The 11,298-nt window shown below is 67.4% G+C and carries 11 protein-coding genes; 3 read left to right on the top strand and 8 right to left on the bottom strand.

Annotation, left to right across the window (positions count from 1 at the left end):
• Positions 1-58: 58 nt before the first annotated feature.
• Together N4S67_RS02270 and N4S67_RS02275 are read left to right on the top strand one after the other, a co-directional pair.
• Positions 59-2,815 (top strand): helix-turn-helix transcriptional regulator, encoded by a 2,757-nt coding sequence (locus N4S67_RS02270; RefSeq protein ID WP_260991310.1) that lies wholly within the window; start codon positions 59-61, stop codon positions 2,813-2,815.
• 96 nt (positions 2,816-2,911) lie between these two features.
• Positions 2,912-3,124: a hypothetical protein gene (locus N4S67_RS02275; protein ID WP_260991311.1), complete on the top strand. Its 213-nt coding sequence runs from the start codon at positions 2,912-2,914 to the stop codon at positions 3,122-3,124.
• A gap of 11 nt (positions 3,125-3,135) precedes the next feature.
• Here the strand turns inward: N4S67_RS02275 and N4S67_RS02280 are convergent, their stop codons facing one another.
• The 4 genes from N4S67_RS02280 to N4S67_RS02295 form a co-directional block, all read right to left on the bottom strand.
• Complete coding sequence (locus N4S67_RS02280) at positions 3,136-4,449, bottom strand: PhoH family protein (RefSeq protein ID WP_260991312.1); 1,314 nt, start codon at positions 4,447-4,449, stop codon at positions 3,136-3,138.
• Between the two features lie 189 nt (positions 4,450-4,638).
• The gene (locus N4S67_RS02285) at positions 4,639-5,466 is read right to left on the bottom strand and encodes an acyl-ACP desaturase (protein WP_260991313.1); all 828 of its coding nucleotides are present in this window, start codon (positions 5,464-5,466) and stop codon (positions 4,639-4,641) included.
• Between the two features lie 56 nt (positions 5,467-5,522).
• Positions 5,523-6,983: a glycine hydroxymethyltransferase gene (locus N4S67_RS02290; protein WP_260991314.1), complete on the bottom strand. Its 1,461-nt coding sequence runs from the start codon at positions 6,981-6,983 to the stop codon at positions 5,523-5,525.
• Positions 6,984-7,001: 18 nt separating this feature from the next.
• Positions 7,002-8,198, bottom strand: a complete 1,197-nt coding sequence (locus tag N4S67_RS02295) for a DUF885 domain-containing protein (protein ID WP_260991315.1) — start codon at positions 8,196-8,198, stop codon at positions 7,002-7,004.
• Positions 8,199-8,228: 30 nt separating this feature from the next.
• Here N4S67_RS02295 and coaA point away from each other — a divergent pair, with 30 nt between their 5' ends.
• A complete protein-coding gene (coaA, locus tag N4S67_RS02300) occupies positions 8,229-9,167 on the top strand; it encodes a type I pantothenate kinase (RefSeq protein ID WP_260991316.1) in 939 nt (312 codons plus the stop codon).
• Here the strand turns inward: coaA and N4S67_RS02305 are convergent.
• The 4 genes from N4S67_RS02305 to N4S67_RS02320 form a co-directional block, all read right to left on the bottom strand.
• Positions 9,164-9,802, bottom strand: a complete 639-nt coding sequence (locus N4S67_RS02305) for an NADPH-dependent F420 reductase (RefSeq protein WP_260991317.1) — start codon at positions 9,800-9,802, stop codon at positions 9,164-9,166. The two genes, coaA and N4S67_RS02305, sit on opposite strands and share 4 nt — an antisense overlap.
• A 106-nt stretch (positions 9,803-9,908) precedes the next feature.
• Positions 9,909-10,319 carry a hypothetical protein gene (locus N4S67_RS02310; protein WP_260991318.1) on the bottom strand — a complete coding sequence of 137 codons (411 nt, stop codon included), beginning with the start codon at positions 10,317-10,319 and terminating at the stop codon, positions 9,909-9,911.
• Between the two features lie 34 nt (positions 10,320-10,353).
• Positions 10,354-10,746 (bottom strand): hypothetical protein, encoded by a 393-nt coding sequence (locus N4S67_RS02315; protein WP_260991319.1) that lies wholly within the window; start codon positions 10,744-10,746, stop codon positions 10,354-10,356.
• Between the two features lie 93 nt (positions 10,747-10,839).
• A complete protein-coding gene (locus N4S67_RS02320; protein ID WP_260991320.1) occupies positions 10,840-11,247 on the bottom strand; it encodes a hypothetical protein in 408 nt (135 codons plus the stop codon).
• Between the last annotated feature and the right edge of the window lie 51 nt (positions 11,248-11,298).

Genomic DNA, 11,298 nt, shown 5'->3' on the forward strand with positions numbered 1-11,298 from the left:
AACGTGAATTAAGTCAAATGTATCGCGGCCAAGGCGCTTAGCTGAGATTCTTTCTGGTATGGCGGCGGCTGGATCGCGACGGCGTCCGGCGGAGAACCGCACGGTAGCCGGCTTCTTGACCTCCGCTGCCACCGGTCCGTCTGCGTTGCTGATCGAAGGCGAGCCGGGCATCGGCAAGACCACGCTCTGGTTAGCTGCCATCGAGCAAGCGCAGACCAGCGGCTTTCGCGTTCTCACCGCGCGCGCGGCTGCGGCGGAGTCGGTGATGGCATATGCGGCGCTGGCCGATCTGCTCGAGGAGGTCGACGCGGGCGCGTGGGCCGACCTGCCCGCGCCGCAGCTCGCCGCGGTGGACCAGGTGTTGTTGCGCGCGGACAACAGTGCAGTCACCGACCAACGCGCCGTGGCGGCCGCGTTCCTGTCGGTCGTGGAACGGTTGACCGACGAGGGACCGGTGCTGCTGGCCATCGACGATCTGCAGTGGCTCGATCCGTCGAGCATGCACGTCATGGCGTTCGTGGCGCGCCGGCTGGCCGGGCCCGCGGGGATTCTGGCCAGCGTCCGCACCGAGGCCGACGGCGGAGCCACCGCCACGTGGCTGCAGATGCCACGCCCCGAGGCGGTCAGCCGAATTCGACTCAGTCCGTTGACTCTTCAGGAACTCCACGCCGCCGTCACCAGCAGGCTGCGCCGACCGTTCTCCCGGCCCACCATCGGTCGGATCCATCAGCTGTCCGGTGGCAATCCGTTCTACGCGATCGAGTTGGCCCGGGCCATCGACTCGCGCGCACCCGGCGCCGACACGATGCTTCCGCGCACCCTGACCGACGTGGTCAAGGCGCGCATCGCCGGCCTCGATCCCGAGGTTCACGACGCGCTGCTGGCGGCCTCATGCCTTCCCGCTCCTACGGTGGAGGCAGTCGCGCGCGCCACGCTCAGCGACCCCGACCGGTTGATGGATCAGCTCGAAGTGGCGGAGACCAAGGGCGTCATCACGATTGACGGCCACCGCATCCACTTCGCGCACCCGCTACTGGCCAGGGGCGTGTACACCCAGGCACCTCCGAGCCGCCGCCGGCTCATGCACCGCAGGCTTGCCGAGATCGTCGACGAACCGGAGCTGCGCGCCAGGCACCTTGCCCTTGCGGCGACGAGCGGCGATCACACCACCCTGCGGGCGCTCGACACCGCGGCGGACTCCGCGCAGGCGCGGGGTGCACCCGCCGCGGCGGCGGAACTGGTCGATCTGGCGATCAACCTGGGTGGCGATACACCCGAACGGCGGCTTCGCTCGGCACTGCACCACTTCGACGCAGGCGACCAGGAGCGGGCGGCAACGGTACTCGAAGACACCATCGGTCAACTGCCGCCGGGCAGCCTTCGCGCAGAAGCGTTGAGCCGCTTGGCCGTCGTGCGCCTCTACAGCGACGGATTTCACGACGTCGGCCGCATGCTCGGCCAGGCGCTGCGTGAGGCGGAGGAGACCAGCCCACTGCGCGTGCAGATATCGACGTCGTTGGCGTACGCCCTACTCAACGCCAACCGAATCGACGAGAGCATTCGCACCGCCGAGGCGTCGGTGGCCGACGCAGAACGGCTCGGTCAGCCGCATCTGCTCAGCGTGGCGTTGGGGATGCGGGCCACCCTGCAGTTCCTGAGCGGCAACGGCATCGACGACGTCAGCATCCGCAGGGCGCTGGCCCTGGAGGACCCGCAGGCCTACACACCACTGGTATTCCGCCCGACCGTGCAGCACGCCCTGCTGATGGAGTGGACGGGTCAGTTGGACCGGGCCGACGAGGCGCTGGATGCAATCCGGTTGCGCTGCATAGAAAGAGGCGAAGAGGGCGAAGACGTGTTCCTCGCCCAGCACGTCGTCATGAGTTCGGTCTGGCGTGGTGACTTCGTCAAGGCGAACCTCGTCGCCGAGGATGCGATGGAGCAGGCCCGACAACTCGGCGGTCATACTCCGCTGTACTTCGCGCACAGCCTGCGCGCCCTGCTGGCCGCTTACTCCGGCAACGAGGACACCGCGCGCCAAGCCGTCGACGAAGCGCTCGAACTCAGCAGGCGCATAGGCAGTTTGCGCTTTGCGGAGCGCATCTACTCTGCGCTGACATTTCTCGAACTGTCGCTGGGCAACTACGACGCGGCAGCGGCTGCGGCGACGCCGATGCTGTCCGCCTTCGACCCCGAGTCCACCCCGACCGAACTGCCCAACGGGGCGTATCTGCCCGACGCTGTGCAGGCGCTCGTCCACCTCGGCCGCCTCACCGAGGCCGAGCCGCTGATCGGGGCGCTCGAGCGCAACGGCCGCCGGCTGGACCGCGCCTGGATGCGGGCCGCCGGTGCGCGCTGTCGAAGCATGCTGCACGCCGCACGCGGCGATCTCGAGGCCGCCCATGGGTCCGCCCTCGGAGCGCTGGCCGACTACGACCGGATCACCATGCCCTTCGAGCGGGCGCGAACGCTGTTGCTGCTGGGCCAGCTCGAGCGTCGCCAGCGCAAGAAGGATTCCGCATCGGCGGTACTGCAGGAGGCCGTCGATGCCTTCGAGCGGCTGCACACCCCGCTCTGGGCCGAGCGGGCCCGCGCCGAATTGGTCCGCGCCAACGTCGGCCCGCGGCAGAGCGGGCAGCTCACGCCGTCTGAACAGCGGGTCGCCGAGCTCGCCGCGTCGGGCATGAAGAATCGCGACGTCGCCAACGCCCTGTTCATCAGTCCGAAGACCGTCGAGGCCAATCTCGCGCGCATCTACCGCAAGCTCGGCATCAAGTCGAGGGCTGAGCTGGGCCGCCACATCGGTCGGGGCTGACCAAATCTCAGGTATAGGGAAACACCCTATTTCTTGACGCCGCAATCGGACTTAACGTAAATCCGCCAGATCGATTTCTTCAAAACGAGGAGAACCGTGCGCGCCGACCAAGCCCCCGCGACCCTGACCGCCCAGAGCCCGTCTCTGGTCACGACCGCCACCAGCCAGCCCGCGCTGCGCACCGGCTTCGCGATGCTGGGCCTGGTCTCGCTGCTGGACCTGCCGAAGGCAGAGCGCGCGGACCGGATGGTGGCCCTGGGCGGCGCGGCGGCTGCAGGCTGGTTCCTTGTGCGAGGCCGTCACCGCTAGCCCCGCCACCCTCAGGGCAGCGCGCCGGGACTGAACTCTTCCAGCATCTCGGTCACCAACGCCGCGATCGGTGAGCGCTCGCTGCGCAGCAGCGTGATGTGTGCGAACAGCGGGTGGCCCTTGAGCTTTTCGATCACCGCGGCGACACCGTCGTGACGACCGACACGCAGATTGTCGCGCTGGGCGACGTCGTGGGTGAGCACCACGCGAGAGCCCGAGCCCAGCCGCGACAGGACGGTCAGCAGCACGTTGCGTTCCAGCGACTGTGCCTCGTCGACGATGACGAATGAGTCGTGCAGAGAACGACCGCGGATGTGGGTCAGCGGCAGGACCTCGAGCATGCCGCGGGAGAGCACCTCTTCGAGCACGGCGGGGCTGGCCAGACCTTCGAGCGTGTCGAAGACGGCCTGCGCCCACGGGCCCATCTTCTCGCTCTCGCTGCCCGGCAGATAACCGAGATCCTGTCCGCCGACCGCGTACAGGGGTCGGAACACCACGACCTTGCGCTGGGTGCGGCGTTCCAGGACGGCCTCGAGACCGGCGCACAATGCGAGCGCGGATTTCCCGGTGCCTGCCTTGCCGCCGAGCGAGACGATGCCGACGGACTCGTCGAGCAACAGGTCCAGTGCGACTCGCTGTTCGGCCGAGCGCCCCCGCAGCCCGAAGACCTCACGATCGCCGCGGACCAGCTGAACCCTCTTCTCCGCGTTGACCCGGCCGAGCGCATGCGAGCTGCCGCCGAGCAGCCGAACACCGGTGTGGCACGGTAGATTACGGGCCGCCTCGAGATCGATCTCCCCGTCGGAGAACAGCGCGTCGATCTCGTCGGCCGACACCTCGACCTCGTCCATACCCGTCCAGCCGGACGTCACGACGTCCTGGGCGTGGTACTCGTCGGCGTGAAGACCGACCGCGCCTGCCTTCACCCGCAGCGGAATGTCCTTGCTGACCAGCGTGACGTGTTTTCCCTCCGCGGCGAGGTTGGCCGCGACGGTGAGGATCCGCGCGTCGTTGCTGTCGTTGCGGAACCCTGCAGGCAGCACCGAAGGGTCACTGTGGTTCAGCTCGACATGTAGCGTGCCGCCTTGCGTCCCAACGGGAACCGGCTGATCAAGCCGGCCGTGTTCGAGCCGCAGATCGTCGAACATCCGCAGTGCCTGCCTCGCGAACCAGCCAAGTTCGTGATGATGGCGCTTGGCTTCCAGTTCGCTGATGACCACCAGCGGGACCACCACTTCGTGCTCGGCGAATCGTGTGCACGCCCAGGGATCGGACAGCAGCACGGAGGTGTCGAGTACGTAGGTCCGGACGGTCGAATCTGTCACGTCGCTCCTCGAACCCGCGCGGCCCCACGCGAACCTCTTGGGAGACAATGCGGCACTAGGACCGGGGCCGGTCCTCTCGTGATCGAAACGATCGGTACCGCCCGGATAGCAGAGCGAGTCGCTAGCCATCGAAAGCGACGCTACTCTCGTCGCGACGCAAGCGCCGCGCAGGCGCGCCGTCGCGAAAAGTTAGCCCTGTGTGAACTGTTTGAGCGCCGGTTCGTCGGCCAGACCCCATGCCGAGATCCGGTCGGCGATCACGGCGCGCAACTGCTCGCGCCCGAAGATGCCCGCCTCGGCGACGTTGGCGAGCTTGTCCTCGTAGGCATCGATGTCCCCGCCGACGACCTGCAGTTCACCGGCGCGCTTCGCGATCGCCTCGACGGTCTCCTCGCGATCGGACGTCAGCAGGTGCGCGACGAGGTTGGCGAAGAATTCCTCGTGCCGCTCCTCGTCCTTCGCGATGCGTCCGATCAGGCCCTTGAGAGCGGGTTCGGTGATCTGCGCTTCGAGGTTGCGACAGAACACCGCGTGAGCGCGTTCGAAGAAGGCCATGAACACGAGGCGCTCGACCTGGCTGTAGGAGTCGGCGCGGTAGCCCTTCATGACGTGCTCGACGCGCACGTCCTCGTTGGCCGCCGGATCGATCTCGCGGGTCACCACGAGGTAGTTGCGCAATGCGACGGCGTGCAGATGCTCCTCGGCGGTCCAGCGGCCGATCCAGCGACCCCACCTCTCCTCGAGGATGAAGCTGAAGACGAACTCGCGGTGGTAGCCGGCGAGGTTGTCCTTGGTGATCAGCAGGATCTCCAGCGCGTCGGTGACCGCCTTGGGCAGCGTGACCTCCGACGGATCCCAATCGCGACCGCCGAGGAAAGCGAAGTTCTCGCCCTCGTCGAACGGCACGTAGTCGTGTGCGTACCAGAGGTCTTCGGAGTCGATGTGTCGACGGAGTTCCTGCTGCACGACCGGCACGAGTTCAAGGATCAGCGCGTTAGGTACAGGTTTCTGTGCCATGCGGTTACAGTAACCAATCCTGTGAGAATCGTAAAATTCCCACCCCGGCGGTGCGGCTAGAGCGTCAGTCCGGGATAGAGCGGGTTGGCCGACAGCAATTCGGCGGCCGCGGCGTGCACGCGCTCGGCGGTGCCGTCGGCCAGCTTGTACTTGGCCTTCGAGGAGCCTTCAGGCTGCGTGTTGCTCAGCACTTCGATCACCAGTTCGGCAACGCGGTCGAAGTCCTCGGCGCCGAAGCCGCGGGTGGTCAGCGCGGGGGTGCCGAGTCGGATGCCGCTGGTGTACCAGGCGCCGTTGGGGTCGGCGGGAATGGCATTGCGGTTGGTGACGATTCCGGAGTCCAGCAGCGCCGACTCGGCTTGGCGCCCGGTGAGCCCGAACGATGTCACGTCCAGCAGCACGAGGTGGTTGTCGGTGCCGCCGGTGACCAGGCCTGCGTCTCGCTTGACGAAACCGTCGGCCAGCGCCTGGGCGTTGTCCGCGATGGACTGGGCGTACTCGCGGAATGCCGGCTGGCGGGCCTCGGCCAACGCGACGGCCTTGGCGGCCATGACATGGGACAGGGGTCCGCCCAGCACCATCGGGCAGCCCTTGTCGACGGCGGGCGCGTACTCCTCGGTGGCCAGCACGAGCCCGCCGCGGGGACCACGCAGAGACTTGTGCGTGGTCGTCGTCGTGACGTGGGCATGCGGCACCGGGTCTTCGTCGCCGGTGAACACCTTGCCCGCGACCAGGCCGGCGAAATGCGCCATGTCGACCATCAGGGTGGCCCCGACCTCGTCGGCGATCTCGCGCATCTTGGCGAAGTTGACCCGGCGCGGGTAGGCCGAATAACCGGCGACCAGCACCAGCGGCTTGAACTCGCGGACAGCGGCCGCCACGGCGTCGTAGTCGATGAAGCCGGTGTCGGGGTTGGTTCCGTACTGGCGCTGGTGGAACATCTTGCCGGAGATATTGGGCCGGAAGCCGTGGGTGAGGTGGCCGCCGGTGTCCAACGACATGCCCATCAGCCGCTGGTTGCCCAGCTTGTTGCGCAGGGACTCCCACTCGGCCTCGGAGAGGTCGTTGACGTGCTTGGCGCCCAGGTCCGCCAGGCCCGGCGCCTCGACGCGGGTGGCCAGGATCGCCCAGTACGCAACCAGGTTGGCGTCGATGCCGGAGTGCGGCTGGGCGTAGGCGTAGGGAGCGTCGAAGAGCTCGCGGGCGTGCTCGGCGGCCAGCGCCTCGACGGTGTCGACGTTCTGGCAGGCGGCGTAGAAGCGGTGTCCGATGGTGCCTTCGGCGTACTTGTCGGAGAACCAGGTGCCCATGGTCAGCAGCACCGCCGGCGAAGCATAGTTTTCGCTGGCGATCAGTTTCAGCGAATCCCTCTGGTCGGCAAGCTCTTTGCGGGTGGCGTCGGCGATGCGTGGCTCGACGGTCTCGATCACCCGCAGCGCGGCCCGGTAGGCCTCGCTGGCAGTGTCGGCGTACTCGGCGCCCAGGCCGTTGGAGGAGGTCACGGACTCTGCAGTCATGGCGCTCAGCCTAGTCCGCTAGGCCGCCCGCAACGCCGACGGGATCAGCGGTTCGTCGAGCAGGCGGCCGAACCGATCGGTCAGGCTGACGTCGTCGGGCCGGGCGTCCAACCAGGCCCGCAGCAGCCGATACCCCTCGACGTAAGTGCTCGTGTACGCGCGCCACAGCGGCGACGACAGGAACCGCAGCATCTGCCGGGCGCGCTCGTCGTTGACCAGCAGCCAACGCTTGAGGAAGTCGACGACGTCATCGACGTCGCGGTGCTCGTCGTGCAGCATCAGCGCCGCGTCCTGGCGCACGTCGGCCAGCGCTGCGGTGGCCTCCGACACGACCTGGGCGCGCTCGCCGTCGAACCGCAGCCCGAGGTCGGCGTAGATCTCGGTGGCCCAGGCGCCCCAGCCCGACCCGATCGCGGCGTGCAGCGCCAGGTCCGCCAGGCCCTCGGCCATCAGGCACTGCGGCGTGTTGACGAGGAAGATCGTCTGCTCGATCTGCCCCTTCGCCGCCACCAGCCCGGCTTCCTTGCGGCAGTGCTCGGTGTGGTGGCCGGGATAGGACTCGTGCGCGACGAGCCGGGGCAGGTTCGACATCTGCTGCCGCAGATCGGCGTTGACGGCCACCGTCGAGGTGTAATCGCCGAGGTAGTAGTTGAAGCCCGACCACGGCTTGTCGGTCACCACCTCGTAATTGATGGTCTCGGTGTCGGGCAGCGCGTAGTCGGCGCGCACCCGGTCGCGCAGCGCGCTGGAGAAAGCGTGAATGCACTCTTCGAGCCGCTCCGGCGGAATCTCCTCGCCTGCGCGGTAGGCCTGGACCCGCTCGGCGAGCGGTCCACTGCCGCCGAGCGCATCGTCGAGCTTGGCGTGAGCCTGCCGGTACTGCTCGGGGTCGCCCCGGCCGATGCGCACGTCGAAGTAGGCCTCCACCTCGTCGACGAATCCGACGTCCTCACCGGCGAACTTGCGCCCGGCGCAGGCCAGCGCCCGCAGATGGGTGCGCAGGTAGTCCGCCCGCGCGGGTTCCAGACCCGCCGGCAGCTCGGCCGCCAGTCGATCGGCTTGGCGGGCAAGGTCGGCCGGGTCGGGAGGTGGCTCGTTGTCGACGGCGCGGCGCAGCGCAGGGTCGCCGGTGAAGGAGTCGACATAACCCTCTTCGACCCGGTCGAAGCGCAGACCGAGCATCAGATACTCGCGGATCACGGTGCTGGCGTCCATGACGTCCACGGTAAATGCAAGACTGAGCCCATGGCGCGGCTGAGTGAACCCAGCCCTTATGTGGAGTTCGACCGGAGTCAATGGCGGAACCTCCGCATGTCGACTCCGTTGAAGCTGACCGAAGACGAGCTGGTCAAGCTGCGCGGCATCGGCGAGAAAGTCGACCTGCTCGAGGTCGAAGAGGTCTATCTTCCGCTGGCCCGTTTGATTCACCTGCAGGTCGCGGCGCGCCAGCGGCTCTTCGCGACGACGGCGGAGTTCCTCGGTGAGCCGCAGCAGAACCCGGACCGGCCGGTGCCGTTCGTCATCGGCGTCGCGGGCAGCGTGGCGGTCGGCAAATCGACTACCGCCCGTGTGCTGCAAGCACTTCTGGCCCGCTGGGAGCATCACCCACGGGTCGACCTCGTCACCACAGACGGGTTCCTCTACTCCAACAGCGAGTTGGTGCGACGGAACTTGATGGGACGTAAAGGTTTTCCGGAGAGTTACGATCGGCGCGGGTTGATGCGGTTCGTCACGGCGGTCAAGTCAGGCTCGGGCCAGGTATGCGTACCGGTGTACTCGCACCTGCTCTACGACATCGTTCCCGGCGAGAAGCAGCTCGTGCGCCACCCCGACATCCTGATCCTGGAGGGGCTCAACGTCCTGCAGACCGGGCCGACGCTGATGGTCTCGGACCTGTTCGACTTCTCCGTCTACGTCGACGCCCGCATCGACGACATCGAGAAGTGGTACATCGAGCGGTTTCTCGGGCTGCGGACAACGGCGTTCGCCGACCCGGCGTCACACTTTCACCACTACGCGACGCTCACCGACGAGCAGGCGGTGTTCGCCGCGCGCGACATTTGGCACTCGATCAACCGGCCGAACCTGATCGAGAACATCCTGCCCACCCGGCCACGCGCCACGCTGGTGCTGCGCAAAGACGCCGACCACTCCATCAACCGGCTGCGGCTGCGCAAGCTCTAACCGAGCAGGTCCATCTCAGCCGGGTTGGCTCCCCCGATGGGTTGCGAGATGAGGCTTCGCGTGGTGAGCGGGCCGCCGAACTGCTGCAGAAGACCGCCCTCGTCGTTGCGCCCCAGATCAATGGGCTCAAATCCCAACCGCTCGATCAACTGGCCGACTTCGGCGTTGGCATCGGGATGGTTACCCGAGACGAACAGCGCTCGACGGCCGCCACGTCCGTCGCCGGGTTCGCGCGCCAACACGCGCGCCCACGTGTGACCGAACGCCTTGACGACGCGCGCGTTGACCGCCCATTCCCCGACGAGATCCGAGGATGGACGGCCGCCGAGATCGGCGGGCGAGAAATCGGTGTAGTCAATGGCATTGGTTGCGTCCACGATGATGCGACCGCCCCAGTCGGGCACCCGCCCGACAAGCTCTTGGACCGCCTCGAAGGGCACGGCCAGTACGGTGAGATCGGCTGTGAGAGCATCGGATATCTCCGTCGCAACCACGAGCTCACCGATCTGTTCGGTGAGACGGGCTGCGGCGGCGACACCTTTGGCCGTCGCGACCTCCACCGGCATACCCACCCGAGCGAACGCCCGCGCCACGGCCGACCCGATGTTGCCCGAGCCGATTATCGAATATCGCATTGGTTCTCCTGTGGCCATCGTCGACGTCGACACCCAGCCTAACGTGACTGACCTCGACACGCTCAGGCCCGCCCGGCAGAGCCGAACGGGCCTGAGCGCTAATGACTTACGCTTTGGCGCGACGCCACCCCTGGTACTGCAGTTCGGCGAACACCGCGGTATACACGCCGAGTGCCAGCGTCAACACGACGCCGGTCGTGGTCAGCGGGTAAACGTCCGCGAGCACGAACACGACGGACGCGACCGTGTACAGCAGGTTGGCCACGGCCACCGCGATGCCTGCGCGGCGCACCGACGGCAGAGCCGCCAGACCGAAAACCGCGATGCCGTAGACGATGAAGAACGCGCTCATCGAGTACTCGAACGCGGTTGTCGTGCCGGATATCTCGGCCAGCCAACCGGCCAGCGGGAGGCCGGCGATTCCCGCGAGTCCAGTAAGAAGCGCGTCGGCGCGCATGGTGAAGCGGAGGAACGAGTCGGTGGACTCACCGAGGCGGCGAGTGGCGATGGCGGTCATGAGAATTCCTTTCCTGGTGGGTGTTCGAAAGCGGTCACGCCAGGCGGCGCAGCCCGATGTACTGCACGGCGCCGATGACGGCCGTGTAGAGAGCCCCGCCGAGCAGCAGGGCCACGCCCCACCCGGTCAGCGGCCAGATGCCCACCACCGCTTCGGCGACGAAGAACACCGTGAACGCGGCGTTCGCCGCGATGGTCGCGATGCCGCCCGGGCGCACGCGTTCCAGACCGGCGAGCCAGTAGACGACGACGCCGTAGACGAGGAAGAACACTCCGAGCGCGTAGTACATCGCCACTGGAATGCCGGTGTGCGACGACAGCCACCCCGCGGCGGCGACGAACGGAATGCCGGTGATCCCGACGAGCACGGCGTCCAGGCGCATCGCGTAGCGCAGCAATCCGGACGTTGCGGTGGTGGGAGCGGTCATCGCGGTTCCTTTCCTTGTCGGTGATGGGTGGACCGTTCCGGAGCCGACGCCGCAACCTCTTACGACGGCGGCTCCGGACCAGTCATGAGGGAGTCACGTCAGGCGACGCACTCCGAGGTACTGCGCGTAGGCCAAAGCCACAGTGGCGGCGGTGAACACGACGGTCGACGCGACGCCGAACGTAGTCAGCGGCAGCCAGCCCGCGACGAGCACTGCAGCGACGGCCAACGCGAACGCGATGTTGCCGACAAGCACGCCGACGCCGACGCGCCGGACGTCGGACACCCCGGCGGCCAGATACAGCCCCGCGCCGTAGGCGACCAGTGCGGCACCCGCGATCCACTCACTGGTGGGCGACAGGCCGGTCAGATGCGACAGCGGATCGGCGGTCAGACAGACGAGCAGACCCAGTGCCCCACACAGCGTCGCGTCGGCTCGCAACGCGAAGCGCAGCAGCGAGTCGGTGCCGTGCCGGACGGGCCGGGTGGTGATTGCGGTCATGGCACCGACACTGCTCAGATGCCACTGCCAGATCGACGCAGGACGCTGCCA

This window comes from Mycobacterium deserti (assembly GCF_025345615.1).
Classification (GTDB): Bacteria; Actinomycetota; Actinomycetes; order Mycobacteriales; family Mycobacteriaceae; genus Mycobacterium; species Mycobacterium deserti.

Bases quoted from the DNA above. Each gene is read 5' to 3' on its own strand.
- N4S67_RS02310 (WP_260991318.1), bottom strand. From the start codon at position 10,319: ATGACCGCCATCGCCACTCGCCGCCTCGGTGAGTCCACCGACTCGTTC.
- N4S67_RS02270 (WP_260991310.1), top strand. From the start codon at position 59: ATGGCGGCGGCTGGATCGCGACGGCGTCCGGCGGAGAACCGCACGGTA.
- N4S67_RS02295 (WP_260991315.1), bottom strand. From the start codon at position 8,198: ATGGACGCCAGCACCGTGATCCGCGAGTATCTGATGCTCGGTCTGCGC.
- N4S67_RS02285 (WP_260991313.1), bottom strand. From the start codon at position 5,466: ATGGCACAGAAACCTGTACCTAACGCGCTGATCCTTGAACTCGTGCCG.
- N4S67_RS02315 (WP_260991319.1), bottom strand. From the start codon at position 10,746: ATGACCGCTCCCACCACCGCAACGTCCGGATTGCTGCGCTACGCGATG.
- N4S67_RS02290 (WP_260991314.1), bottom strand. From the start codon at position 6,983: ATGACTGCAGAGTCCGTGACCTCCTCCAACGGCCTGGGCGCCGAGTAC.
- N4S67_RS02320 (WP_260991320.1), bottom strand. From the start codon at position 11,247: ATGACCGCAATCACCACCCGGCCCGTCCGGCACGGCACCGACTCGCTG.
- N4S67_RS02305 (WP_260991317.1), bottom strand. From the start codon at position 9,802: ATGCGATATTCGATAATCGGCTCGGGCAACATCGGGTCGGCCGTGGCG.
- coaA (WP_260991316.1), top strand. From the start codon at position 8,229: ATGGCGCGGCTGAGTGAACCCAGCCCTTATGTGGAGTTCGACCGGAGT.